The sequence below is a fragment of the Kaistia granuli DSM 23481 genome (assembly GCF_000380505.1).
Classification (GTDB): Bacteria; Pseudomonadota; Alphaproteobacteria; order Rhizobiales; family Kaistiaceae; genus Kaistia; species Kaistia granuli.
In genome coordinates this window covers 408,521-432,873 of record NZ_AQYH01000008.1, presented here as the reverse complement: position 1 = coordinate 432,873, position 24,353 = coordinate 408,521, and the positions used below count along the sequence as shown (strand labels likewise).

General features: G+C 66.4%; 22 protein-coding genes. 14 read left to right on the top strand and 8 right to left on the bottom strand.

The genetic code is table 11. The features are described 5' to 3' along the window. Nucleotides 1-79 precede the first annotated feature (79 nt). The gene (locus G342_RS0114415; protein ID WP_018183867.1) at nt 80-1,063 is read right to left on the bottom strand and encodes a substrate-binding domain-containing protein; all 984 of its coding nucleotides are present in this window, start codon (nt 1,061-1,063) and stop codon (nt 80-82) included. Nucleotides 1,064-1,158: 95 nt separating this feature from the next. Further along, nucleotides 1,159-1,914 (bottom strand): FadR/GntR family transcriptional regulator, encoded by a 756-nt coding sequence (locus G342_RS0114410; protein ID WP_018183866.1) that lies wholly within the window; start codon nt 1,912-1,914, stop codon nt 1,159-1,161. 331 nt (nt 1,915-2,245) lie between these two features. On the opposite strand from G342_RS0114410, the gene G342_RS0114405 reads away from it, so the two are divergent. The 11 genes from G342_RS0114405 to G342_RS0114355 all read left to right on the top strand — a co-directional run bounded on the left by G342_RS0114405 (nt 2,246) and on the right by G342_RS0114355 (nt 15,707). Further along, nucleotides 2,246-3,205, top strand: a complete 960-nt coding sequence (locus tag G342_RS0114405) for a class I mannose-6-phosphate isomerase (protein ID WP_018183865.1) — start codon at nt 2,246-2,248, stop codon at nt 3,203-3,205. Beyond that, the gene (locus G342_RS0114400; RefSeq protein WP_018183864.1) at nt 3,202-5,499 is read left to right on the top strand and encodes a glycosyltransferase family 4 protein; all 2,298 of its coding nucleotides are present in this window, start codon (nt 3,202-3,204) and stop codon (nt 5,497-5,499) included. The genes G342_RS0114405 and G342_RS0114400 overlap by 4 nt, the downstream gene beginning before the upstream one ends. 38 nt (nt 5,500-5,537) lie before the next feature. Continuing rightward, nucleotides 5,538-6,836 (top strand): glycoside hydrolase family 130 protein, encoded by a 1,299-nt coding sequence (locus G342_RS0114395; RefSeq protein ID WP_026304446.1) that lies wholly within the window; start codon nt 5,538-5,540, stop codon nt 6,834-6,836. 97 nt (nt 6,837-6,933) lie between these two features. After that, nucleotides 6,934-7,479 carry a gluconokinase gene (locus G342_RS0114390; protein WP_051094237.1) on the top strand — a complete coding sequence of 182 codons (546 nt, stop codon included), beginning with the start codon at nt 6,934-6,936 and terminating at the stop codon, nt 7,477-7,479. A 178-nt stretch (nt 7,480-7,657) separates the two neighbouring features. Then, a complete protein-coding gene (locus tag G342_RS24205; protein ID WP_083931236.1) occupies nt 7,658-8,785 on the top strand; it encodes an ABC transporter ATP-binding protein in 1,128 nt (375 codons plus the stop codon). An 11-nt stretch (nt 8,786-8,796) separates the two neighbouring features. Next, on the top strand, nt 8,797-9,927 hold the full coding sequence (locus tag G342_RS0114380) for a polyamine ABC transporter substrate-binding protein (protein ID WP_018183860.1): 1,131 nt from the start codon (nt 8,797-8,799) through the stop codon (nt 9,925-9,927). Between the two features lie 15 nt (nt 9,928-9,942). Continuing rightward, entirely contained in the window at nt 9,943-10,860 is a 918-nt protein-coding gene (locus G342_RS24200; protein WP_018183859.1) for an ABC transporter permease, read from the top strand. Further along, a complete protein-coding gene (locus tag G342_RS0114370; protein ID WP_018183858.1) occupies nt 10,857-11,711 on the top strand; it encodes an ABC transporter permease in 855 nt (284 codons plus the stop codon). The genes G342_RS24200 and G342_RS0114370 overlap by 4 nt, the downstream gene beginning before the upstream one ends. 241 nt (nt 11,712-11,952) lie before the next feature. Continuing rightward, on the top strand, nt 11,953-13,086 hold the full coding sequence (locus tag G342_RS0114365) for a pyridoxal-phosphate-dependent aminotransferase family protein (RefSeq protein WP_018183857.1): 1,134 nt from the start codon (nt 11,953-11,955) through the stop codon (nt 13,084-13,086). 8 nt (nt 13,087-13,094) lie between these two features. Continuing rightward, on the top strand, nt 13,095-14,465 hold the full coding sequence (locus tag G342_RS0114360; protein WP_018183856.1) for an LLM class flavin-dependent oxidoreductase: 1,371 nt from the start codon (nt 13,095-13,097) through the stop codon (nt 14,463-14,465). A gap of 63 nt (nt 14,466-14,528) precedes the next feature. Next, nucleotides 14,529-15,707, top strand: a complete 1,179-nt coding sequence (locus G342_RS0114355; RefSeq protein ID WP_018183855.1) for a M24 family metallopeptidase — start codon at nt 14,529-14,531, stop codon at nt 15,705-15,707. 3 nt (nt 15,708-15,710) lie between these two features. On the opposite strand, the gene choV is transcribed toward G342_RS0114355, so the two are convergent. The 3 genes from choV to G342_RS0114340 form a co-directional block, all read right to left on the bottom strand. Then, on the bottom strand, nt 15,711-16,889 hold the full coding sequence (gene choV, locus G342_RS0114350) for a choline ABC transporter ATP-binding protein (protein WP_018183854.1): 1,179 nt from the start codon (nt 16,887-16,889) through the stop codon (nt 15,711-15,713). 1 nt (nt 16,890) lies between these two features. After that, nucleotides 16,891-17,742 (bottom strand): choline ABC transporter permease subunit, encoded by an 852-nt coding sequence (gene choW, locus G342_RS0114345; protein WP_018183853.1) that lies wholly within the window; start codon nt 17,740-17,742, stop codon nt 16,891-16,893. Nucleotides 17,743-17,873: 131 nt separating this feature from the next. After that, complete coding sequence (locus G342_RS0114340; protein ID WP_018183852.1) at nt 17,874-18,824, bottom strand: choline ABC transporter substrate-binding protein; 951 nt, start codon at nt 18,822-18,824, stop codon at nt 17,874-17,876. 352 nt (nt 18,825-19,176) lie between these two features. On the opposite strand from G342_RS0114340, the gene betI reads away from it, so the two are divergent. Beyond that, nucleotides 19,177-21,186, top strand: a complete 2,010-nt coding sequence (betI, locus tag G342_RS24195; RefSeq protein WP_018183851.1) for a choline-binding transcriptional repressor BetI — start codon at nt 19,177-19,179, stop codon at nt 21,184-21,186. Between the two features lie 153 nt (nt 21,187-21,339). Next, a complete protein-coding gene (locus G342_RS0114330; RefSeq protein WP_018183850.1) occupies nt 21,340-22,002 on the top strand; it encodes a hypothetical protein in 663 nt (220 codons plus the stop codon). A 54-nt stretch (nt 22,003-22,056) separates the two neighbouring features. Here the strand turns inward: G342_RS0114330 and G342_RS0114325 are convergent, their stop codons facing one another. Next, complete coding sequence (locus tag G342_RS0114325) at nt 22,057-22,269, bottom strand: hypothetical protein (RefSeq protein ID WP_018183849.1); 213 nt, start codon at nt 22,267-22,269, stop codon at nt 22,057-22,059. Nucleotides 22,270-22,478: 209 nt separating this feature from the next. Here G342_RS0114325 and G342_RS0114320 point away from each other — a divergent pair, with 209 nt between their 5' ends. Beyond that, complete coding sequence (locus tag G342_RS0114320) at nt 22,479-22,661, top strand: hypothetical protein (RefSeq protein ID WP_018183848.1); 183 nt, start codon at nt 22,479-22,481, stop codon at nt 22,659-22,661. Between the two features lie 104 nt (nt 22,662-22,765). Here the strand turns inward: G342_RS0114320 and G342_RS0114315 are convergent, their stop codons facing one another. Both G342_RS0114315 and G342_RS0114310 read right to left on the bottom strand, forming a co-directional pair. Beyond that, entirely contained in the window at nt 22,766-23,116 is a 351-nt protein-coding gene (locus G342_RS0114315; protein ID WP_018183847.1) for an MmcQ/YjbR family DNA-binding protein, read from the bottom strand. A 34-nt stretch (nt 23,117-23,150) separates the two neighbouring features. Further along, nucleotides 23,151-24,278 carry a transporter substrate-binding domain-containing protein gene (locus G342_RS0114310; RefSeq protein ID WP_018183846.1) on the bottom strand — a complete coding sequence of 376 codons (1,128 nt, stop codon included), beginning with the start codon at nt 24,276-24,278 and terminating at the stop codon, nt 23,151-23,153. Nucleotides 24,279-24,353 lie beyond the last annotated feature (75 nt).

Here is a 24,353-nt window from a genome sequence, read left to right as displayed (position 1 = left end):
CTCGACACCCTCAGGGCGGAGGCCGGCGGCGGAAAAAGGGTCGCCGCGCGACGACGGGCATCGCGCGGCGGGATCGGGATCAGACTTCGTTGGCGAAGACGGTCCGACGGATGGTCGGCAGTTCAGCTTCGATGTTCGTGCTGGTGATGGCGACGATCGGAACCGTGATTTCGGCCTTCGGCGTCTTGCCGTCGAGCACTTCGAGCAGCGCTTCGCCGGAGTTGACGCCCATCAGGAAGGGCTGCTGCATGCCGGAGACGACGAGGTCGCCCGACTTCAGCAGGTCAACGAATTCCGGGATGCCGTCGAACGCCGCGACGAGCACTTCGCCGTTGCGACGCGCCGCCTTGATGGCGCGCAGCGCGCCGATCGCCGGCTGGTCGGTCTGGATGAACAGCCCGCGCATGTCCGGATTGGCGGTGAGCAGATCCTGCGTGAACTTGAAGGTCTCGTCGGCGGTGTAGCTCTGCATCTGCTGCAGGCCGGCTTCCTTGCCGGTGAAGCCGCCTTCCTTGAGGCCGTCCAGGAAGCCCTTGGTGCGGGCCTGGCCGTTCTTGCGCGCCTGCGAAATGGCGACGATACCGACCGAACCGCCTTCCCAGCCCTTTTTCTTCAGCGCTTCGGCCAGCGCCACGCCGACGTCATGCGCGCCCTTGTAGTTGTCGGACGAGATGAACGAGGCGAAGTCGCCGCTATTGGTGCCGATGTCGCCGATGACGACCGGGATGCCGGCCTTCTGGGCCAGTGCCAGCACGCTCGGAGCCGTCGAGGAATCGGTCGGCGAGATGATGATGCCGGCGACGCCGCGGGCGATCGAGTCCTGCGCGTTGCGCAGCTGCGTCTCGGCGCTGTTGTGGCTGTCGAGCGCCTGGAAGTTGAAGCCCTTCGCCTTGACCGTCTCTTCGATGCCCTTCGACAGGTAGCGCCAGAACGGCAGGTCGAGGCCGGGCGTCAGGTAGACGATTTCCTTGCCGGCCGCGGCGGCGGCGGAAATTCCGGCAAGACCGGTGCCGGCGAGCAGCGTCGAGCCGGCCGCGAGCTTCAGGAATGAGCGACGTTCCATAGAGTTCCTCCCATTGGATCAGCCAGGATCGGCTGCGTTGCAGATATTCGAGTGCCGACGCGCGTTGCGAACCCCCGTTCACGCGCGAAGGTCGGTCAGCCGCCTCCCTTGATGAAGGGTTGCGTCGTCGCGTAGATGCGGCCGGTATGCGTCATGAACGCCTCGGCCGCCGCCTCGGGATCGCGGGCGCGGATCGCCTCGACGATGGCGACGTGATCGGCATAGCTGGTGGCGATGGCGCCGGGGCTGGTGAGCGCCTCGCGGCGGTATTCCATCATGTAGGCGTAGAGATCGGTGCTGATGTCGGCGAGCAGCGGATTGCTCGACGCATGGTAGAGCGCGACGTGGAATTCCCGGTCGGAGATCAGGAAGCGCACCGGGTCGTCGAGCGCGTCGACCTGCGCCTCCAGCAGCGATTCCAGGATCTTCACGCCGGCGTCGTCGATGTTGCGCGCCGCGTCGGCGACAACCTGCCGGTCGACCAGCAGCCGCGCCGCATGCACGGATTCGATGTCGTAGGAATTGACCGCGCGGGCGGTGGCGAAACCGACCGTGACCGGTCCGATCTCGTTGCTGCGCACGCGCGTCCGCGCGCCGTGCGAGATCTCGAGAATGCCGCGCGCCGCCAGCATCTGGATGCCGCCGCGCACGGCGTCGCGGCTGACATTGAGCGCGGTGGCGAGATGGCGCTCGCTGGGTAGCGCGTCGCCGACCTGCAGGATGCCGGACGCGATCAGCGCCGCGATCTTGTCGCTGATGACGGTCGTGATCGGTCGCTTGACGATCGCTTCCCGAAAGCTCGGGAGCTCGGCAATCAGCGCGGGATCCATGTTCTTGGTCGAAGACGACATCGCACCACTAATTGACTGATCGGACCAGCAGACCAGTTGCTTTAATCGCGAGGCGCTTCGGGAGTCAAGCCGGTGATGACGGCGCTGTCATCGGTAATCCCCTGCCAAGTTGACCGAGCGTCTTCCACGCCGCCCCGAGGGCCTTTCGTGGCGCCATGCGCCGGGCCTGCCGTGATATTCCGAAGCGGAAGCTCTCTATTCGGGCAATTCGTTTGGGAACGGAGCCGGGACGGCGACGTTTAGTCCATGTCCTCCGTGAGGTCGACGCCGGGCAAAGTCCCCGCTGGCTGTCACGCCGAACCCTATGAAAAGCACAAACCAGGAGCGTTTCATGGCAATCGAACATGCCCTTGTACGGGCTGTGCAAAAACCCTGGGGAAGCCGTAATCTCCTTCCGTGGAGTTCCCTGCGCGACGACGCCGGACCGATCGGAGAACTGTGGTTTGAGCGGGCCGATACCAAGGCGCCGGATCCCGAACTTCTCCTCAAGCTGCTCTTCACCCGCCAGGCCCTGTCGATTCAGGTCCACCCCGACGACAGCTATGCCCGCTCGATGGGCGAGCCGCATGGCAAGACCGAGGCCTGGTACATCCTCGCCGCCGAGCCAGAGGCGGCCGTCGCCGTCGGGCTGCAGCGCGACCTCACGGCGGAGCAATTGCGGGCCGCCATCGAGGACGGCTCGATCGCCGATCTGGTGGAGTGGCATCCCGTCCGCGCCGGCGAGACCATCTTCATCCCGGCCGGCACGATCCATGCCATCGGCCCCGGTCTGGTGCTGGCCGAAATCCAGCAACGCAGCGACGTGACGTTCCGCCTGTTCGACTATGGCCGAGCGCGTGAACTGCATGTCGACGCCGGTGTCGCCGTCGCGCAGACAGGCCCCGCCGCGCCCTTGCCGTCGCCGCGCCATCTCGGCGACCACCGCACCTTGCTGGTCGCCAATCCGTATTTCGTGCTGGAGCGGGTGGAGCTCGGGCCGGACACGACCCGGATCCTGAACGCGTCGCAGGAGACGTGGATTCTCGGCCTCGCGGGCGATGCCGCGATCGGATCGAGCGGCATCGCGATCGGCGAGGCCGTCTTCCTCGACCATGAGCGCTGCACCGTCCATGCGGGCGCCTACGGCGTGAAGGCGCTCGTGGCCTATCTCGGGCCGCAACCGCATCGCAACCTGCTGCAGGCCCCCGACCAACGCATCGTCGATCTGTCCGCGCATCGCTTCGGCGCGCCGGCTTCTCATCACAAAGGGAGCGCCCAGGCGTCCTCCCGCATCGCGGAGAATACCCTATGAAAACGGTACGCCGGACCTCGACCCTGCGGGTGGCCTTCATCGGGAACTCGCTCCCGCGCCGTTGCGGCATCGCCACCTTCACAACGGATCTGAGACAGGCGATCGCGGATTCCGGCGCCGCCGAGACGGAAGTGGTCGCGATGACCGATCATGGTCACCGCTATGACTATCCGCCGGCCGTTACCTTCGAGATCGATGACGGCACGCTCGAGGACTATGTCGCGGCGGCCGACTATCTGAACCGGGGCGATTTCGACGTCGTCTCGCTGCAGCACGAGTTCGGTATTTTCGGCGGCGAGGCGGGCAGTCACGTCATCGCCTTGCTGGCGCGGCTCGACATGCCGGTCGTCACGACGCTGCATACGGTGCTCGCGGAACCGTCCGAGGCCCAGCGGCGCGTGCTCGACCGCATCATCGACTTGTCGGCGCGGATCGTCGTCATGGCCGAGAAGGGGCGGGAACTGCTGCGGACCATCTACCGGGTGCCGGCCGAGAAGATCGAGGTGATCCCGCACGGCATTCCCGATTTCGATTTCGTCGATCCGGAGCCGGTCAAGGAAAAGCTTGGCTTTGCCGGCCGCACCGTCATCCTGACCTTCGGCCTGCTGTCGCCGAACAAGGGCATCGAGGTGATGATCGATGCCATGCCGGAAATCCTGGAGAGCCGGCCCGACGCCGTCTATGTCGTTCTCGGCGCCTCGCACCCCAACCTCGTCCGCGACCATGGCGAGAGCTATCGCGACAGTCTGAAGACGCGGGCCCGCGACCTCGGCATCGAGGATCGCATCGTCTTCCGCGACCAGTTCGTCGACCGCGACACGCTGCTCGACTACATCGCCATGTGCGATCTCTACGTCACGCCCTATCTTCATGAGGCGCAGATGACCTCAGGGACGCTGGCTTATAGCTTCGGCCTCGGAAAGGCTGTCGTGTCGACACCCTACTGGCATGCGAGCGAACTTCTGGCGGATGGCCGCGGCGTGCTCGTCCCCTTCGGCGACGCGGCGGCGACCGGCCATGCCATTGCCGGGCTCCTGACCGACGATGTCCGCCGCGAGACGATGCGCAAGCGGGCCTATTCGTCGAGCCGTACCATGATCTGGGAGAAGACAGCCGAGCATTATCTTGCCGTCTTCGAGACGTCGCGGCGTCCGAGCGACCGGCTCAAGCTGATCGCACCGTTCGGCCAGGAGACGCGTTCTGTCGCGCATGCGGCGCCCCCTGCCATGCAGCTCGGTCATTTCTTCGCCATGTGCGACGACACGGGCCTTTTCCAGCATGCCGTCCACTCGGTGCCGGATCGCCATCACGGCTATTGCGTCGACGACAATGCGCGCGCGCTGCTCGTCGCCTGCACCCTCAACCGGACCGGCGAGCAGCGATTGCCGGAGGAGATGACGTCCCGCTTCGCCGCCTTCATCCAGCATGCATGGAACCCGGACAATCGCCGCTTCCGCAATTTCATGAGCTTCGATCGGCGCTGGCTGGAGGATGAGGGGTCCGAGGACAGCCACGGCCGGACGCTTTGGGCACTGGGCGAGGCGGCGGCGAGCGACAGCAGTCCGTCGCGCCGGCGCTGGGCGGCATCCCTGTTCATCGCCGCCCTGCCGACGGTGCTGCGGTTCAGCTCGCCGCGCGCCTGGGCGTTCACGCTTCTGGGGCTCGCGCCTTATTGTGCCGCATTTCCGGAGGATCCTGTCGCCCGTCGCCATCGCGACCTTCTGGCGGAAAGGCTCATGTCGATCTTTGCCAAGACGGAGACGCCTGATTGGGTCTGGTTCGAGAACGGGCTTGCCTATGACAATGCCCGCCTGCCGGAGGCTCTGATCCTTTCGGGTATGGCGAGCGGGACGGCGTCGCAGATCGAAGCCGGCCGCAGGGCGCTGCGCTGGTTGACGGAGGTGCAGACGTCGCCGACCGGCTGCTTCCGTCCGGTCGGCAGCGAAAGTTTCGGCGATATCCGCAAGCCGCCGCTCGCCTATGACCAGCAGCCGCTGGAAGCGACGGCGACCATCTCGGCCTGTGTCGCCGCCTGGCGCGCCGATGGCGCGCGAAGCTGGATCGGGGAGGCGAAGCGCGCCTTCGCCTGGTTCCTCGGCGACAATGACCTCAAGATTTCGCTGGTCGACCCGGAAACTGGAAGTTGCCGCGACGGGCTGCATCCCGATCGCGCCAACGAGAACCGCGGAGGTGAATCCGTCGTGTCCTATCTGCTCAGTCTCGCCGAGATGCGCCAGCTGGCTCGCCTCAGCGACGATTACGTGCGTCGCGAGTTGCGCGCCGTGCGTGCGTGACGTCCGTGCTGCATTCCGTCAAACCAGTCGAGGACGTCTTGTCTCCAGCCTCATTTCTGAACCGGCAGGCGCTGTTTCTGCGTCCGGATCCCGCCCGCGTGGTGGTTCGTCCGTTCAAACCTGCCACCGAACCGCGCGATCTCAACCCGAAGGAAAAGACGCGGGCGAACCATATCGTCGACCGCGTCCTCGCCCTGGAACCGGAGGCAGCAGCCAGCCAGCTGATCGATGTTCTTGAAAACTTCGACGGCCGGCACCGCAACCTGTTGAAGACTTTCGAGAACCGCGCCGACGAGATGGAGGAGGCGTTCACGCCTCACCCGGAGTTCAGTCGGATCCAGCGGCAGCTGATCGGCGCCTATTTCCTGCATGAGTACTCGTTCGAATCGGCGGCGCTGTTCAATCCGAGCATCGTGCTGCATCCCGACCAGACCGGTGCGCCGCCGGGCGGCTGCCGTTTCATCCTCAGCCTGCGTTCCGTCGGCGAGGGGCACATCTCGTCGCTGACCTTCCGTTCCGGCTCGATCGCGGCCGACGGCGGCATCGTGATCGATCCGACCATCCGGCTCGCCTCGGTGCCGAAGGTCCTCAGCCGGACGGCCGTCCTCGATGGCGAGGTGGTCCATCTCGAATTCGCGACCGACGAGGACATCACAGAGCGGCTGATCTTTCCCCTGACGAGCTCGCAGTCGAACGGCATCGAGGATGCGCGCTTCGTCCGCTTCGAGGATGATGGCAAGCGGACCTACTACGCCACCTACACCGCCTATAGCGGCAGCGCGATCCGTTCGGAGCTGTTGCAGACAGACGATTTCGTCCGTTTCCGGATGTCGCCGCTCTATGGCAGCGCCGCCCGCAACAAGGGCATGGCGCTGTTCCCGCGCAAGATTGATGGCCGCTACGCGATGATCGGCCGGCAGGACAACGAGAATCTCTACCTGATCTATTCGGACGATCTCTCCGTCTGGGACGGCGGCGTGCCCTTCATGCGGCCGCGCTTTCCGTGGGAGTTCGTGCAGATCGGCAATTGCGGTTCGCCGATCGAGCTCGACGAAGGCTGGCTGCTGTTCACCCACGGCGTCGGGCCGGTCCGCAAATATTCGATCGGCGCCGCGCTGCTCGACAAGAAGGATCCCTCGAAGATCCTGGCCCGTTCGAGCGAACCGATCGTTCGGCCCGAGCCGTCCGAGCGCGAAGGCTATGTGCCGAACGTCGTCTATACCTGCGGCGCGATGCGGCATGGCGAGCACATCATCCTGCCCTATGCACTCTCCGATACCGCCTCCAACTTCGCCACCATGCGGATCGATGCGCTGCTGCGCGCCATGGAAGGCTGAGTGCCGGCGCGTTCCACGCGCGCGGGTGTGGACGCCGGGGCGAACTCCGCGATAATGCTGGCAGATCGGAACGCGAGCGGGGGAGCGGGCGGACTTCATGACGACGGAATCGGGACGGAGCGCGGAAGCACGGTTGGCCGTTATCGTGATGGGGGTGTCCGGCTCGGGCAAATCGAGCGTCGGCGAAGGGCTGGCGGCGGCACTCGGCATCGATTTCGTCGATGGCGACGGCCTGCACAGCCCGGAGAACGTCGCCAAGATGGCCAGCGGCCAGCCGCTTGTCGATGACGACCGCTGGCCCTGGCTCGACAAGATCGGCAGGACACTCGGCGATCGCGCGGCGCATCCGACCGGCATCGTCGTCGCCTGCTCGGCGCTTCGCAAGATCTACCGCGATCGCATCCGCGCCGCGGCCGGCCAGCCGATCCGTTTCGTCTTTCTCGACGCGCCGCAATCGCTGGTCCAGGACCGGCTCGGCGCGCGCAAGGGCCATTTCATGCCGCCGAGCCTGCTCGCCAGCCAGTATGCGACGCTGGAGCGACCGGGCGATGGCGAGGCCGACGTCCTGGCCGTCGCCGTCGACGTGCCGGTGGTCGAGATCGTCCGCCGCGCCGCCGCCGAGCTTGCAACGCCCGGCCTCTGAGGCGGTCCCGGCAGGGTTCGGCCAGGACCGACGGCCGGGGAACAGGAAACTCCGCCGGCAGAAAACTTCGGAACAATCCAACTCGATTGTTCGGGTGGGCCGCCGTACTAGTTTCATCTTGGCGGTCGCCGCCGAGCCGCTGCCCATCCTCCACCTTGATCCGCTCGGTCGACAGTCGATGACGCAAAGCCCAGATCCTACCGCCGTCGCGCTCCGGGGCGTCGTCAAGCGCTTCGGCGAGCAGACGGTGCTGGACGGGCTGTCGCTCGACGTGCCGCGCGGCGAATTCCTGGCGATTGTCGGCCCGAGCGGCAGCGGCAAGACCACGGCGATGCGCGTCATCGGCGGCTTCGAGACGCCGGACGAGGGCTCGGTCTGGATTTCAGGCGAAGACGTCACCGGCCTGCCGGCCGAGCGGCGCGACGTCAATACCGTGTTCCAGAGCTATGCGCTGTTCCCGCATCTCTCCGTCCTCGACAACGTCGCCTACGGCCCGAGGATGCGCGGCGTGCCGCGCGCCGAACGGCGCCGCCAGGCGGGCGAACTGCTCGATCTGGTCCGCCTTTCCGGCGCGGCCGACCGCAAGCCCAACCAGCTTTCCGGCGGCATGCAGCAGCGCGTGGCGCTCGCCCGCGCGCTCGCCAACCAGCCGGCCGTCCTGCTGCTCGACGAACCGCTCGGCGCGCTGGACCGAAAGCTGCGCGAGGAAATGCAGCGTGAGCTCCGCCGCATCCAGACGGAACTCGGCGCCACCTTCATCTACATCACCCATGACCAGGAGGAGGCGTTCGGCATGGCCGACCGCCTCGCCGTGATGCGCGACGGTCGCTTCGCCCAGATCGGCGATCCGGCGACGCTCTATGACGAGCCGGTCGACGCCTGGGTCGCGCTCTTCCTGGGCAGCGCCAACCGCATCAGCGCGACGCGCGGCGTAGGCGACGAGCTTCATTCCGATCTCGGGCCGCTCGCGGCGGCGCACATCGCGGCCGACCTGCAGGCGGGCGACCGCGCCATCGTCATCATCCGGCCGGAGCAGACCCGCTTCGAACGGCCGACCGCTGGCCTCGCCGCGCCGAACCGCATTCCGGCCCGCATCCTCGACATTGTCACGCTCGGCCCGTCGCTCCGGCTCCGCGCCGTCACGGCCGGCGGCGTCGAGTTCGAATCGATCGAACGCCGCGGCGACCACCGCGACGATCGCGCCGGCCTCTCTTCCGGCGATGCCGTCTCCGTCACCTTCGACGTTTCTGCCGCGCGCGCCTATCGCGCCGGCACCGAACCGCTTCCCATCGGTCCGTCCTCTTGAAAGGAACCGCCATGACCCGGCATCTGCTTCTTCCCCAGGGATCCGCCAAGCGCACGGGCTTCAGCCGGCGCTCCATGCTCGGCCTGCTCGGCGCGGCGCCGGCGGCGCTGGCGATCCAGTCGGCATTCCCGGGCTCGGCCTTGGCGGAATCGGCCGGTGGTGGCGCGCTCAACGTCTTCTCCTGGCCGAACTATTTCTCCAACGACAGCCTCGCCGAGTACGCCCGCAAGTCCGGCGTGACGCCGAACATCACCTCCTACGATTCGAACGAGACGCTGTTCGCCAAGCTGAACAGCCCGGCCGGCGCTGATTTCGACCTCGTCATCCCGAGCTCGAGCTGGATCAAGCAGATGGCCGATCGCGGTCTCTTGCAGGAGATCGACCACTCGCGCCTGAACCTCGCCTCGCTCGATCAATCCCTGCTCAACCGCGACTACGACCCCGGCAACAAGTACTCGATCCCGAAGGACTGGGGCGTGCTCGGCGTCGTCTACGATCCCGAGGCCGTCGGGGCTGAGATCAAGACCTGGCAGGATTTCCTCGATGCCGGCGCCAAGCCCGGCGTCAGCGGCAAGGTGCGCCTGTCGGATTCCGGCTGGGAGACGATCGGGATGTCGCTCTGGACCCATGGCAAGGACTGGAACAAGGCGACCGAGGCCGAGATCCGCGCCGCCGGCGAGGAGATCAAGGCCTTCGCCAAGCATGTGAAGACCTTCGCCGGCCTCGATCCGAACCAGCTCGCCAACGGCGCCATCGTGCTGGCCCAGACCAACCAGGGTACGGCGCGCGCGGCCATCGCGCTCAATCCGAAGTTGAAGTTCGTCGTGCCCGGCCCGATGAGCGAGCTCTGGGTCGACAACTACGCCATTCCCGCCAAGGCGCCGAACCTCGACCAGGTTTATGATTTCCTCGCCTACCAGCTGGAGCCGGAGGTGCAGATCTCGGAGACGCAGTATATCGGCTTCCCGGCGGCGCTCGCCGGCCTGCGCGACAAGCTGCCGGCCGACACCAAGAATGTCGACCTGATCTTCGGCGGCAAGGACCTCGATTTCGACAAGCTCACCTCCTTCGTCGTCGATCCGGCGACGATCGGCGTCTATCTCGAGGTGCAGACCGAGATCCAGGCGGCTGCCGGCGGCTGATCCTTCGGAAAACAGATGTCCGCGAACCCTCCGATCGATGCGACCGTTGCCCATCCGGGCGGCGGTCGCGCCAACGCCCGGCGCGCCGCGCCGGCGCGCTGGGTCGATCATGGCTTCGCGGCCGTCCCGACCTTGTGGCTGGCGCTGTTCTTCCTGGCGCCGCTCGGCTTCACCGTCGTCTATTCCTTCGGCAATTCGCTGTTCGGCGCGGTCGAGCTGGGATTGACGCTGAAGAACTACCAGACGGCGCTTTCCGGCTTCTATCTCACCACTTTCCTGCGCACGGTGCAGTTCGCGGTGACCGCCTCGGCGCTCTGCCTGATCGTCGCCTTCCCCGTCGCCTATTTTATCGCCCGCAAGGCCGGCCGGTTTCGCACGCTGGCGCTGGTGCTGATCCTCGTTCCCTATTTCTCGTCGTTCCTCGTCCGCGTCATGTCCTGGCAGATCCTTTTGGCGCGCGGCGGGGTCATTGAGACGATCCTGAATTTCCTGCATCTGCATGATGGACCGCTCGATCTGCTCGACACCAAGACCGCCGTCTTCATCGGCATGGTCTACACCTATCTGCCGATCGCGATCGTGCCGCTCTTCGTGGTGCTCGACCGCATTCCCGGGCCGCTGCTGGAGGCGAGTCGCGATCTCGGCGCCAGTCGCTGGCAAACCTTTTATGCGGTCACCCTGCCGCTCGCGCGGCCGGGCATCGCCACCGCCGTGCTGCTCACCGCCGTGCCGATGCTGGGCGAGATGGTGATCCCGCGCCTGCTCGGTGGCAGCCGTGGCGTGCTGATGGGTCAGGCGATCCAGTCGCAATACATGCAGTCGCAGAACTACGCGCTCGGCTCGGCCATGGCCGTGCTGGTGCTGATCGCGGTCGCGATCCTCGTCGCGGCGCTGGCGCGCCTCACCAAGGGCTTCGCCACGGTGCCGGCATGACCGCGCGCGCCGCGAGCACAAACGGGCAGGGCGGCATTCGGGCAAGCGATGCCGGGCTGGCGCTCTGGTTCGCCCTCGCCATCCTGTTCCTGTTCGCGCCGATCGCCGTCTCGATCCTCTATTCGTTCAATGCCGGTGTTGTCGGCAAGCAGACGGCGCAGTTCACCGGCTGGACGCTCGACTGGTATCCGGCCGCGTGGAACGACCTGGCGCTGCGCCGCTCCGTCCAGACCAGCCTCTACGTCGCCTTCTGGGCGGCGCTGATCGCGCTCGCGATGGGGACCTCGCTCGGCTACGCGCTGGTGCGCCATCCGAGCGCTCGGGTGCGCTGGTGGCTGTCGGGGCTGACCTACATCCTGCTGATCGTGCCGGAAGTCGTCATCGGCGTCTCGCTGCTTCTGTTCTACGCCGTCACCGGCGTTCCGCTCGGCGCCGCGACGTTGATCGCCGGCATCACGCCGGCGGCGATCGCCGTCACGGCGCTGATCGTGCGCGCGCGGGCGCTCACCCTCGACCCGAGGCTGGAGGAGGCGGCGGCCGATCTCGGCAGCACGCGCTCGAAGACGCTCTGGTTCATCATCCTGCCGCAGCTCCTGCCGGCGATCCTCGCCGGCGGGCTGATGTCCTATGCCTTCTGCTTCGACAATCTCGTCGTCGCCGCCTTCCTGACCACGCCGACCGTCAACACGCTGCCGGTCTATCTCTATGGCAGCCTGCAATATGGCCCGGCGCCCTCCGTCTATGCGGCGGCGACCGTGGTCTTCCTTTTCACGGTGACCCTGCTCGGGCTTGCGGCGCTCTGTTTCCATTTGAGCCGGAAGCCGGGCCGGGCTCGACCGGGAGGTGACTGATGGAAGCTCGAAGGGCCGTCATCCCGGCGAAGGCCGGGATCCATACACGCAGTCCGGTGGTCACGGGGCTGGGCCACTGTCTGCCCGGTCGGTGTTCATGGGCCCCGGCGTTCGCCGGGGCGACGAGTTTTTCCATCCGCCGCAGTGAGCACGGCTGCTTTGAGTTTGCCTCACCTCTCCCTCGGGGAGAGGTGAAAAGCCAGGTTCCCCCGGCCCTGGTTCCAGAAAGAGACGATAATCGATGACCGAGTTCTCCGCCGAAGACCTGCTCGATCCGCCCGCCTATCCCAGCGTCGGCTATGCCGTGCTCGCCGACCGGATCGGAGCACTGATGCGCAGCTTCGACGATGTGGTCTTCGTCCAGGCCGAGGCGGTGGTGGCGCTGGAGGCGGTCGCCGCCAGCCTTGCCAAGCCGGGTCTTCGCGTCCTCAACGTCGTCAGCAGCCCTTATGGAGACTATTTCGCGGCCTGGCTGCGTCGCGGCGGCGCCGTCGTCGAGAACGTCGTCGCCGAGCTTGGCCGCCCGGTCGAGCTGGCGGCGTTCCAGGCGGCGCTCGACGGCATGGAGAGGGTCGATGTCGTCGTGCTCGTGCATGGCGAGGCGGCGAATGGCTCCCTGAACCCGCTGCCGGAGATCGCCGTCGCCGCCAAGGCGCGCGGCGCGCTCCTGGTCGTCGACGCCGTCGCCTCGATCGGCGCGCATCCGTTCGAGGTGCAGACGCTCGGCATCGACATCGCGATCATCGGTCCGCAGAAGGCGCTGGCCGGGCCGGCCGGCCTCTCCGCCATCTCGGTCAGCGAGGCCGCCTGGGCCAGGATCGCCGAGGCGCCGGCCCTGCGGCTCTCGACGCTGTCGCTGCTCGATCTCAAGGAAAACTGGCTCGATCGCGGCGCCGATGCGCTGCCCGGCACCCCGGCGCCGCTGGAATTCTGGGCGCTCGACGCGGCGCTCGACCGGATCGACGCGGAGGACGACGGCATCGAGACCGTGGTCGAGCGCCACCAGCTCGCCATGCGCGCCACCCGCGCCGGGCTTCGCGCGCTCGGCGCCGCCCTCTGGATCGAGGATGACGAGGCCGCCTCGGCGCTCGTCACCGCCGTGCCGGTGCCTAGCGGCGTCGACGTCGACGCGCTGGTCGCGGCGGCAAGCGCGGGCGAGGGCGCCGCGATCAGCCCTGGCGTCGGCGGCGTCGAGACGCTTCTGGTGCGACTGAACCACACCGCCGCCCGCGCCGCCTACCGGCCGGTCCTGGCCAATGTCGTTGCCTATGGCCAGGCGCTCGCAGCGCTCGGCCAGGCCGTCGACCTCGACGCCGCGATCGAGGCCGTCGCCAAGTCCTTTGCCGACGCCGAACCGGCCGGCTCCACCGACTGAGATAGAGCATGAGCGCCCGCACCATCCATCTGAACGCCTTCGAGAATTGCTCGCCGGTCAACATCTCGGCCGGCCTCTGGCGCCATCCGGACGACCAGTCGCACCGCTACAAGGACATCACCTACTGGACCGAGCTCGCCGTCATGCTGGAGGAGGCGGGGTTCGATTCGATCTTCCTCGCCGACGTGCTCGGCATCCTCGACGTCTATGAGGGCAAGCCGGACGCAGCGCTGCGCCATGCGATCCAGGTTCCTATCAACGATCCGCTCACCGTCATCCCGGCGATGGCGGCGGTGACGAAGCATCTTGGCTTCGCGGCGACGGTATCGCTCACCTACGAGCAGCCCTATGCCTTCGCCCGCAAGATGACCAGCCTCGACCATGCGAGCAACGGCCGCGTCGGCTGGAACATCGTCACCTCCTATCTCGATAGTGCTGCCCGCAATCTTAGCCGCGGCGAACAGCTCTCGCATGACGAGCGCTATGACCGTGGCGACGAGTTCCTGGAGGTGCTCTATAAGCTCTGGGAAGGTTCCTGGGAGGACGACGCCGTCGTCATCGACAAGGCGCGCGGCATCTATGTCGATCCGGCCAAGGTACATCCGATCCGGCATGCCGGGCGCTATTTCAACGTGCCTGACTCCTTCATCGCCGAACCGTCGCCGCAGCGGACTCCGGTACTGTTCCAGGCGGGATCCTCGTCGCGCGGCCAGACCTTCGCCGCCACCCATGCCGAGGGCGTGTTCGTGCACGGCACCCGGCCGGAGGTGATCGCGCCCGTCGTCGCCAACATCCGCGCCAGCGCGGCGGCTCAGGGGCGCGATCCCCGGAGCCTCAAGATCTTCGCCGTTACCACCATCGTCGCAGGGGCGACGGACGGCGAGGCGGACGAGAAATATGCCGAGCTGCTGTCCTATGCGGACTATGAGGGCGCGATGGTGCAGTTCGCCGGGCCGCTCGGCCTCGATGTCTCGAAGTTCGATCCCGATCGGCCGCTGACCGAGATCAACCCGAACGCGGCGCATTTCACCCGGCATCTGTTCGCCGGGGCCGATCCGGACGTCGTCTGGACGCTGCGCGACATCGCCCACTACATGGGCGTCGGCGGCATGGGGCCGAAATTCGTCGGCTCCGGCGCGACGATCGCCGACGAGATGCAGCGCTGGGTCGAAATCGCCGATCTCGACGGCTTCAACATCACCTATGCCATCCGCCCCGGCACCTTCGTCGACACGGTCAAATACGTCGTGCCGGAGCTGCGCCGACGCGGCCTGATGCGTCCGGCCTATGCGGGCTCGACCTTCCGCGAGAACCTCTACGGCGCGGGGCAGAAGCAGTTGCGCGACGACCATCCGGGCAAGAAGTACCGGCGGGGGTAGGGGGCTCCCCAGAACCCTCTTCCGGAACGGAGAGGGAGGCCGACAGTGTTTGAGGACCACGGCATGTTCGATCTCGACACCGCCCAGCGCTTCATGCAGGCCGAGGGCATCGATGCCTGGCTGCTGGTCGACTATCGCGGCAGCAATCCGCTGCTCTGGCACATCCTCGGTGTGGTCCGGCAACCGACCCGGCGCGCCTTCCTGGTCGTGCCACGCTCGGGCACCCCGGTGCTCCTGATCCATACCGTCGACCAGTTCTTCTTCCACGACGTCGAACTCGACAAGCGGATCTATCGCGGCTGGGTCGAGATGCGGGAGATGCTCCGCGACCTGCTCGGGCCGACGCGGCGGCTTGCGCTGGAATATTCGGAAGAGGGCGGCGTGCCGACCGTCTCCTGGGCCGATGCCGGCACGGTCGAGCTGCTCCGGAGCTGGGACTATCAGATTGTCACCTCGGCCGACCTGTTCCAGGTCTCGGCCGCCGCCTGGGACGATTTTGCGATTCGATCCCACAAGCGCGCCTGCGTCGTCGTCGCCGGCATCAAGGACGCCGCCTTCGACCGCGCGAAAACGGCCATCGGGGTTAACAAGCCGCTAACAGAATATGAGCTGCAGCAGTTCATTGTTTCCGAGTTCGAGCGCCTCGGCCTGGAGACGGAGGGGCAGCCGGTCGTGCAGGTGAACGGCCATTCCGGCATCGTCTCCTACGAGCCGAAACCGGAAGGCTCGGCGCCGATCGGCGCCGGCGACTGGCTCTTGATCGACTTCTGGGCCCGCTATCCCGGCGAGCGCAACGTCTATTCCGACATCGCCTGGGGCGCCTATGCCGGTGCGACCATCCCGCCGAGGCTGCAGGAAATCTTCGACATCGTCCGCCGCGCCCGCGATGCGGCGCTACAAGCGATTGAAAAGGCTTGGCAATCCGGTGCGGTTCTGGAGGGCTGGCAGGTCGACGACGTGGCCCGCGGCATCATCGCGGCGGCCGGCTTCGGTGAGAATTTCCACCACCGCACCGGCCACAGCATGGGCCCTGGCAAGCGGCTGCATGGGCTCGGCGTCAACCTCGACAATCTCGAGACGCACGACACCCGCCGCATCCTGCCGCGCACCGGCTTTTCGATCGAGCCGGCGATCTACCAGCCCGAATTCGGTGTTCGGCTGGAGATCAACGTCTTCCTCGACCCCGTCGCCGGGCCCAGCGTGACGACGCCGATCCAGGACGAAATCGTTCGGTTGATCTAAGGCTTAGGCGCTGCGGCGGAGCAGGCTGCCATAGATCTCGTCGTCGCCGCAGAGGCCGGCCAGCTTGCCGTCCGCATCGACGAAGATGATCGGATGGTCGGTCTTGCGCTTCAGCGCGATCGTCGTGGCGAGCTTCAGCTCGACCGGCGCCACGATGATATCGCAGGGCGTGTCGAAGGCGCCGGCATTGCCGTTGACGCGGCCAAGGCTGCCCTCGCGGCCGTTCACCTCGACGCCGACCGGGCGGTCGCCGGCGTCGACGCGCATGCGCACCAGCCCGTCGCGATCGAGCAGGACCGTGCCGTCGCTCCGCCGGACCGAGCAGGCGGGCGTCATCACCGAGTGGCCGCGCAGCACGTTCAAGGGATTGGTATGCTTGACGAATTCCGCGACATAGGGCGTCGCCGGGCGGAGCAATATGTCCTCCGCCGTGCCGCACTGGACGATGCAGCCCGCCTCCATGATGGCGATCTTGCTGCCGATCTTCATCGCCTCGTCGAGGTCGTGGCTGACGAAGAGGATGGTCTTCTGGATGCGGCGCTGCAGGTCGAGCAGTTCGTCCTGCATCTTGTCGCGGATCAGCGGGTCCAGCGCCGAGAACGGCTCGTCCATCAGCAGGATCTCGGCATCGGTGGCGAAAGCCCGCGCCAGGCCGACGCGCTGCTGCATGCCGCCGGAAAGCTCCTGCGCATGCTTGTCGGCCCATTGCGAGAGCCCGACCATGGCGAGCTTCTCGTCGACGATCCGCCGGCGTTCGGCAGCCGGCATGCCGCGGATTTCCAGCCCGAAGCCGACATTCTCGCGTACCGAGCGCCAGGGCAGCAGGCCGAATTGCTGGAACACCATCGAGACGGTGCGCATGCGGATCTCGCGCAGCGTGGCGTCGTCGCAATGTGTGACATCGACGGCGGCGCCGTCATGCGAGACGAGCACGCTGCCGCGCGCGACTTCGTTCAGCCCATTGACGGCGCGCAGCACCGTCGACTTGCCGGAGCCCGAGAGTCCCATCAGCACGCAGATCTCGCCGCGCTCGACGGTCAGGTCGATGCCGGCCGCGCCGAGGACGGCGCCGGTCGCAGCCAGGATCTCGTCGCGTGTCTTGCCCTGGTCGATCAGCGCTGGTGCCTTGCCGCGGCGGTCGCCGAAGACGATGTCGACCTTGTTGAACTGGATGGCCGGCATGTCAGCGCGCTCCCTTCCTGCGTTCGGGGCGCTTGCAGACCCGGTCGAGCACGATGGCGAGCAACACGATCGCCGCGCCTGCCTCGAAGCCCATGCCGATATTGACGGAATTCAGCGCGCGGACGACCGGCTTGCCGAGCCCGTCGGCGCCAACCAGAGCCGCGATCACCACCATCGAAAGCGACAACATGATGCACTGGGTGATGCCGGCCATGATCGTCGGCATCGCGTGCGGCAGCTCGACCTTGTAGAGCAGCTGCCGCTTGGTGGCGCCGAAGGCCTGGCCTGCCTCTCGCAACTGGGCCGGCACCGAGGTGATGCCGAGATGGGTGAGCCGGATCGGGGCGGGGATGGCGAAGATCACCGTCGAGATCAGGCCGGGCACGGTGCCAAGGCCGAACAGCACGAGCGTCGGGATCAGATAGACGAAGGTCGGAATCGTCTGCATCAGGTCGAGAGCGGGGCGGATGCCGGCATAGAGCCAGGGCCGGTGCGCGGCGGCGATACCGATCGGCACACCGACGACGACGCAGACGAGCGTCGCCCAGATCACCAGCGCGAGCGTCTCGATCGTCGGCTGCCAATAGCCGAGATTGATGACCAGCAGGAAGGCGATGGCGGTGAAGGCCGCGAGCCTGAACGAGCGGTGCAGCCCATAGGCGATGCCCGCGAAGATCGCGATCAGAAGCAGCGGCGGCACCGCCAGCAGCAGATCCGTCAGCCCTTCGATCAGCGTGCCGAGGACAAGTGAAATCCAGTCGAACAGCCATTGCGCGTGCTGGTTCAGGAAGTCGACGAAGCTCTTGATCCAGGATCCGAGCGGGATTTTGTGCTCGGTCAGCCAGCTATACATGGCGCGCTGCGATCCTCAATTGGGTCTCCGGGGGCCGGACGGACCGGCGGGGCGATGAAATGTCGCTCGCCCCGCTCAAGCGTTGTGGATCCCACCGATGCCGGCCGAACCGGCGCCGGTAGGAACATGGCTCAGAGACCGAGGCTCTGCTTCACGGCGGCGAGGCCGGGCTGGCCGTCGATCGTGTTTACGCCGGCGAGCCAGGCGTCGAGCTGGGACGGATTGGCCTTCAGCCAGGCTTCGGCGGCGGCGATCGGCTCCTTGCCGTCGTCGAGGATGCTCGACATCACCTGGCCCTCGATCGGCAGGGTGAACTTCATGTTCTTGATCAGCGCGCCGACATTCGGGCACTCTTCGAGATAGCCCTTGCGCACGCTGGTCGAGACGGTGGCGCCGCCGAAATTCGGGCCGAACACCTCGTCGCCGCCATCGAGATACTGCATGGCGAACTTCTCGTTCATCGGGTGCGGCGCCCAGCCGAGGAACACGATCGCGTCCTTCTTGCGGCCGGCGCGGTCGACCTGGGCGAGCATGCCCTGTTCGCTCGATTCGACCAGCTCGAACGAGCCGAGGCCGAACTTGTCGGCCTTGATCATGTCGAGGATCAGCCGATTGCCGTCATTGCCCGGCTCAATGCCGTAGAGCTTGCCGTCGAGCTTGTCCTTGAACTTGGCGATGTCGGCGAAGGTCTTGAGGCCTTCGTCGAACAGATAGGCCGGCACAGCGAGCGTGTATTTGGCGCCTTCCAGATTGACGCCGACGACCTCGACCGAGCCGTCGTCGAGATAGGGCTGGAGGTCGGCAGCCATCGAGGGCAGCCAATTGCCGAGATAGACGTCGATATCCTTGTTCTTCAGCGAGGCGTAGGTGACCGGCACCGACAGCACCTGCAGCTTCGGCTCGTAGCCAAGGCCGGTCAGAATGCGCGAGGTCAGGCCCGTTGTCGCCGAGATATCGGTCCAGCCGACGTCGGAAAAGCGCACGGACTTGCAGCTGGCAGGTTCCGCCGCCGAGGCGGTTCCCGCGAGCGCCAGAACGCACGTCATGGCGGCCAGTGACTTCGACACTACCGAATTCAGCATTCTCTACTTCTCCCAACATGTGGCTTTGCCAGGCGACCGCCGGATGGGGTCAAGCATAGCGCAGCAATCGACGCGATGATGCGTCCTAGCTGTGGATCGGATGATAGTCTCCGCGACGATGTGTCCGCCACTCTTCGTTCGAAGTCAAATGAACGCGGCTAGGCTTTCTGATTCTTGTCCATTGAATGGGCGTTCAATCCTGATTGTCAGCGGATTTGCGCGATTTGAATGACGATATCGACTTGAGATGTCTGCTCCAACGGAGGGAGTAGAGGGAAGCGGTCCGTGCTTTGATTGGCCGTTCAATCAGGATAAATGACGGGTGCGTGCTTGTTGGCGGAAGAGGATTGTCATGGCCGAGGCAGGTTCCGTCCGGATCGAAGTCGAGGATCTGCGTCGTCGACAGCTGATCGAGGCGACGATCGAATCGCTGGCCGAGGTCGGTTTTGCCGCCTGTACCCTGATGGATATCGGCCGCCGGGCCGGGGCGTCGCCCGGACTGGTGGCGCACTACTTCGGGGACAAGGAAGGCTTGCTCGAAGCGACCTTGCGCTACATGGCCGGCCGTTTGAGCCGGATCGTCTCGATCCGGCTGGCGGAGGCCCGGTCGCCGCGTGAGCGCGTGCAAGCCGTCATCGACGCCAATCTGGCGCCCGAGGAATTCGATCGCCGCACGGCCAGCGTCTGGCTCGCCTTCTGGGGGCAGGTCATCCACTCCGCCCGCTTCAAACGCGTGCAGAACGTCTATCAGCGCCGGATGCTCTCCAATCTGCGCCATGGGCTGAAGCAGATGGTGCCGGCGCGCGAGGCGCAGTCGACGGCGGTGGCGATCGCCGCCGTCATCGACGGGCTTTGGCTGCGCGAGACCCTGTTGGCGGAGGGCGAGCCGGAGAGCGCCGAGGCGCGCGCCATCGCCACGGCCTTCGTCGATGCCCAGCTCGCCGCGATCCGCGCGCGGACATCGGCGGCGGATGCCCTGCCTGGGCCCGAAGGCCGCAAGGTCGTCCGCAATTTCATCGGCGGTCGCGCCCGCGCGAATGGCGACGACCGCCGTTTCGCAATGATCGATCCCGCCACCGGCGAAACGATCGCCGAGATCGAGCTGGCGGACGCGGTGGAAATCGACGCGGCCGTTGCAAGTGCCGAGGCGGGCCAGCGGCTCTGGGGTGCGATGACGGGTGCCGCACGCGGCCAGATCTTGCGGCGAGCCTCGGCAATGCTCCGTGAGCGCAGCGATGAACTCGCCCGGCTGGAAACTCTCGAGACGGGCAGGCCGATCCGGCAGACGGCGGGAACGGCCTCCGCCGCCGACTGCATCGACTACTTCGCCGGGCTGGCCGGCGCACCGACGGACGGGGCCGTCGATCTCGGAGCGGAGGCGTTCGGCTATACGAGGCGCGAGCCGCTCGGCGTTCTCGCCGCTATCGGCGACGAGAGCCATCCCCTGCTGAGCGCTTGCGGCCACGCCGCGCCGGCGCTCGCGGCCGGCAACGCCCTGATCCTCAAACCCTCCGAACAGACGCCGCTATCGGCGGCCAGGCTCGCCGAAATCCTGAGCGAGGCGGGTGTGCCGGACGGCGTCTTCAACGTGGTGCACGGGGCAACCGAGACGGAGCGACTTCTCGCCCGCCATCCCGGCATCATCCGGATCCCGTCGGCCGACGCGGGGCAGCCCCGGACATTTGAGGGGGACGGCAAGTCGTCCCTGCTCGTCTTCGAGGATGCGGAGTTGGACGATGCTGTATCCGGGGCGCTGCTTGCCAGCTTCGCTCGGGCCGGTTGGGGCGGAACGCGGATCTTCGTGCAGGAGAGCGTGCGGGACGCATTTCTCGAGAAGCTCGTCGCCCGCGCCAGCCGCCTGATCGTCGGTGACCCGCTCGATCCGCGCACCCAGATCGGCGCGCTGATCTCGGAAGCGCATCTGGAGCGCCTGCTCGACCAGATCGCGCAGGCCCGGGAGGCGGGTGTGTGCGTGCTGGCGGGTGGCTATCGCATCGTGGCCGGGGCGATGGCGAAGGGCGCTTTCGTCGCGCCGACGATCCTCGACCAGTGTACCGACACAATGGCGGTCGTCCGCGAAGCGATCGTCGGCCCGGTGGCGACGGTGCTGTCGTTCCGGGATGAGGACGATGGGATCGCCAGGGCCAATGCGCGGCCGTTCGGGCCGACCGCCACGGTCTTCACGCGAGACCTGGCGCGCGGCAATCGTGTCGTCGCGCGCCTCCATGCCGGCTCCTGCTGGATCAATCATCCCGGCTTCGGTGTCGATATCGCGGGCGAGGCGTTCGCGGCGACGCTTGAGCCCTATACCCGATTGAAGCGCGTCTTCGTCCAACTCGGCTCCGTCGAGGCGCCGTTCTGAGCCGTCGCTGCCAGGACGCTACCGCGCGCGGTCCATTGCACTGGCTCCCGCCTTGGTTGAAGCTGCCGTCTCGCCGGCAGCCGGAAGGCGCCTATATCGGAACAGGTAGTGGATCGGGCGTCGCTGCGACGCCGGTTCGAGAGGAGGGACGAGATGACGACCGCACGATCACTGGCGTTTGTGGCTTCTGTCGCGCTGATGGCGCTTGGCGGCGCCGCGAGCGCGCAGGAAGGCAGCATGACCTTCTTCATTTCCAGCGTCGGCTCGGGCAAGGGGGCCGATCTCGGCGGGCTCGAAGGCGCCGACAAACTTTGCCAGACGCTGGCGGAGAAGGCCGGGGCAAGCGGCAAGACCTGGCGCGCCTATCTCTCGACCCAGGCTGTCGACGGCACGCCGGCGGTCAATGCGCGCGACCGTATCGGCGCGGGACCCTGGCAGAACGCCAAGGGCGTCGTCATTGCCAAGGACGTGGCGGAACTGCACGGCAAGAACAATCTCACCAAGGAGACCGGGCTGACCGAGACCGGAGTGCCGGTGAATGGCCGCGGCGACAAGCCGAACACGCATGACATCCTGACTGGTACGCAGCCGGACGGCACGGCCTTCCCGGCCGGCGAGGACAAGACCTGCGGCAACTGGACGAAGAGCGGCGCCGAGGGCGCGGCGATGGTGGGTCACCACGACCGGGTGGGGCTCGATGAATCGGCGCCGGCGAAGTCGTGGAATTCGTCGCACCTGTCGCGCGGCGGCTGTTCGCAGGAAGCGCTGCAGGGCACCGGCGGTGCCGGGCTGCTCTATTGCTTCGCTGCCCAGTAAGGCGCGACGGTGCGTGACGGGGCGGGCCTACGGGCCGCCCCGGATCGGCGATCTCTAGGGGCCGGCGAACTGGCTCCGGCGGATCTGCACATCCTCGATCTTCGGGATCAGTTCGCTGTCGTAGAAGTAGCGCTGGTCGTCGTCGAGCGCCGTGACACCGTTCTCGATCACCAGCTTCATGATGCGGTGCGCATCGGAGCGGCGAGAGATCTGGCCCTCGTCAAGGAGACGGTCGAGCGCCGTTGTCAGGAAAATTCGTCGCGACATAATTCCGACCACCCTGTCGAGAAGAACCAATCCTTAGATTCTGCCTGATACGAGATTCGGTCAAGCGGTGGTGACGGTCGGGCTTTTCGCCTCGATGCCCCGTCCACAAGATGTTGCGCGGCTCGGTCGCATCGACGGTTGGCCCATTTTTATGTCAACGCGTCCTGAGAAATCTGTCATACGTTTGCCGAAACGAGGGATCTTTCCATATGAACAAGAAGCTGACGGCGCTTCGGGCGCGGCTGGTCGAAGCGCAGCAGAGGTTGATCACGCAGGCTGTCGACGCCGGCGGCCTGCCGACCGACGGCGCGCTGCGCAAGATCTCAGATCTGGAGAACGCCATCATGGCTGTCGAGCACATGATGGAAGATGTCGGTACTTCCAAGAGCTGATCGGGCCGGGCGCGTCTAGCGCCCGCCACCGGCGCAAGCGCAACGGAGCCAGTCGCCGAAGCGATCGGCCGTTTTGGCACGCGCCGATTTTCCCACGTCTCGACCTAGATGCGCTTCAGAAGCCGCTTCGGGGCGATGAGCTGGTAGCTGCGGCGGACCAGGTCCGCGACTTCCTGCCAGTCAGGATCCTCGTCGAGCCGGATGCCGACCCAGCCCTTCGATCCGACATAGGGCGGCACGAAGAAGCGCGCAGGGTCGGCGCCGACCAACACCATCTGGCTGCCTTGCGGCGCCTTGATCCAAACCGACAGCCGCTCGTCGCCTGATTTCACCATGGCGAAGATCTTGTCGCCGACGCGGAAGGTGGGATCGCCCCAGGTTTCCTGTTCGACGACTTCGGGCAGGGCGAGGCAAAGTTCGCGCAGTCGATCGGTCGGTTGTTCCTGCGGCTTCATGACGTCCCGGCTGGAGGCCTGCTCCAGTTCGCGGTCAGCGTTCGCCCAGATAGCTGAACAGGGTCTGCTTCCACCAGTCGCTATGAACGTTGTCGAGCAGCGCGACGTCGATGTTCTTGCGCAGCGGGCTGCCGAGCGGCAGGCCGATGCCGTAGTTCTGCGGGTCGAACACCAGGTCGAGCATCTGGATCGACGACGAATAGCGTTGCAGGACGATCCAGGCGAGCAGCGGCTTGTCGTAGACGAAGGCATCGATCTCGCCGGCCTTCAGGGCTTTCAGGCCATCCTCGGCCGAGGGGAAGCCGGTATATTTGAGGCGCTGGGTGTTGAGATAGTCGACGGTCGAGCTGTCCGAGATCGCGCCGACCCGAACCGAGGCCAGATCGTTCGGATTGCTGATCAGCCCTTGCAGCGCGCTCGTCGTCAGCGCCGAGGTGACGCCCGCCGTGAAGACGGCGATCGCGATGATCGATACCGCCATCCAGAGAATGGCGAGCGACCGGCCGGCGAGCGTGATGGGCGTATGCACACCGGTGCTTGCCTGTGTCATCGCCTCGGCCGACCACCAGATCGAGGCGCCGATGCCGCGCGCGCCGCCGAAGTGCTCGTTGCGCCGGCGCTCGAATACCCAGATCAGGAAGCCGACCAGCAGCGCGAGGCCGATCAGCGCGCCGACGGCTTGCAGAAATCCGAGCGACAGCATGGAGCGCAGAATCACCGTCCAGCGCGATCCGTCCGAGAAGGGCACGGCGATGCCGAGGCCGGTTCGATAGAAGGGCTGGCTGAAGTCGAGGATCTCGGCGCGCGGACCTGTGATCGTCAGGGCGGCGACGGCGGCGTCGTACTTGCCGCTCGCGGTGCCGTCGATCAGCGCCTCGACGGTCGGCTCCTCGACGAGGCGATATCTGACGTCGAGCTTGTCGGCGATGCGCTGCCAGAGATCGATGCTGATGCCGGTCCAGACACCGTCTGCGCCCTTGATGGCGAAGGGTGGCGCCTGCTTGGTGCCGATGACCAGTTCGCGTGCCGTCGCGGGCGGGGCGGTCTCCTCGGCCAGGGCCGTGGCAGCAGGGCCAAGCGCGAGCCAGAAGCCGGACACCAGAAGAAGGAAGGCCCGCAGCATCGCCTTGTCACCATTTGCTGGATCGGCATGCAAAGGCATGGTCGATATCCGGACCGGTTCTACTGGAAGCGGTCAGGATATCTAGTGCTCTGTTTCGGCGTTGGTGCTTCTTCG

What these genes read in the sequence shown, in the direction of transcription:
- G342_RS0114415 (WP_018183867.1), bottom strand. Translation starts at nt 1,063, where the DNA reads ATGGAACGTCGCTCATTCCTGAAGCTCGCGGCCGGCTCGACGCTGCTC.
- G342_RS0114410 (WP_018183866.1), bottom strand. Translation starts at nt 1,914, where the DNA reads ATGTCGTCTTCGACCAAGAACATGGATCCCGCGCTGATTGCCGAGCTC.
- G342_RS0114405 (WP_018183865.1), top strand. Translation starts at nt 2,246, where the DNA reads ATGGCAATCGAACATGCCCTTGTACGGGCTGTGCAAAAACCCTGGGGA.
- G342_RS0114400 (WP_018183864.1), top strand. Translation starts at nt 3,202, where the DNA reads ATGAAAACGGTACGCCGGACCTCGACCCTGCGGGTGGCCTTCATCGGG.
- G342_RS0114390 (WP_051094237.1), top strand. Translation starts at nt 6,934, where the DNA reads ATGACGACGGAATCGGGACGGAGCGCGGAAGCACGGTTGGCCGTTATC.
- G342_RS24205 (WP_083931236.1), top strand. Translation starts at nt 7,658, where the DNA reads ATGACGCAAAGCCCAGATCCTACCGCCGTCGCGCTCCGGGGCGTCGTC.
- G342_RS0114380 (WP_018183860.1), top strand. Translation starts at nt 8,797, where the DNA reads ATGACCCGGCATCTGCTTCTTCCCCAGGGATCCGCCAAGCGCACGGGC.
- G342_RS24200 (WP_018183859.1), top strand. Translation starts at nt 9,943, where the DNA reads ATGTCCGCGAACCCTCCGATCGATGCGACCGTTGCCCATCCGGGCGGC.
- G342_RS0114370 (WP_018183858.1), top strand. Translation starts at nt 10,857, where the DNA reads ATGACCGCGCGCGCCGCGAGCACAAACGGGCAGGGCGGCATTCGGGCA.
- G342_RS0114365 (WP_018183857.1), top strand. Translation starts at nt 11,953, where the DNA reads ATGACCGAGTTCTCCGCCGAAGACCTGCTCGATCCGCCCGCCTATCCC.
- G342_RS0114360 (WP_018183856.1), top strand. Translation starts at nt 13,095, where the DNA reads ATGAGCGCCCGCACCATCCATCTGAACGCCTTCGAGAATTGCTCGCCG.
- G342_RS0114355 (WP_018183855.1), top strand. Translation starts at nt 14,529, where the DNA reads ATGTTCGATCTCGACACCGCCCAGCGCTTCATGCAGGCCGAGGGCATC.
- choV (WP_018183854.1), bottom strand. Translation starts at nt 16,889, where the DNA reads ATGCCGGCCATCCAGTTCAACAAGGTCGACATCGTCTTCGGCGACCGC.
- choW (WP_018183853.1), bottom strand. Translation starts at nt 17,742, where the DNA reads ATGTATAGCTGGCTGACCGAGCACAAAATCCCGCTCGGATCCTGGATC.
- G342_RS0114340 (WP_018183852.1), bottom strand. Translation starts at nt 18,824, where the DNA reads ATGCTGAATTCGGTAGTGTCGAAGTCACTGGCCGCCATGACGTGCGTT.
- betI (WP_018183851.1), top strand. Translation starts at nt 19,177, where the DNA reads ATGGCCGAGGCAGGTTCCGTCCGGATCGAAGTCGAGGATCTGCGTCGT.
- G342_RS0114330 (WP_018183850.1), top strand. Translation starts at nt 21,340, where the DNA reads ATGACGACCGCACGATCACTGGCGTTTGTGGCTTCTGTCGCGCTGATG.
- G342_RS0114325 (WP_018183849.1), bottom strand. Translation starts at nt 22,269, where the DNA reads ATGTCGCGACGAATTTTCCTGACAACGGCGCTCGACCGTCTCCTTGAC.
- G342_RS0114320 (WP_018183848.1), top strand. Translation starts at nt 22,479, where the DNA reads ATGAACAAGAAGCTGACGGCGCTTCGGGCGCGGCTGGTCGAAGCGCAG.
- G342_RS0114315 (WP_018183847.1), bottom strand. Translation starts at nt 23,116, where the DNA reads ATGAAGCCGCAGGAACAACCGACCGATCGACTGCGCGAACTTTGCCTC.
- G342_RS0114310 (WP_018183846.1), bottom strand. Translation starts at nt 24,278, where the DNA reads ATGCCTTTGCATGCCGATCCAGCAAATGGTGACAAGGCGATGCTGCGG.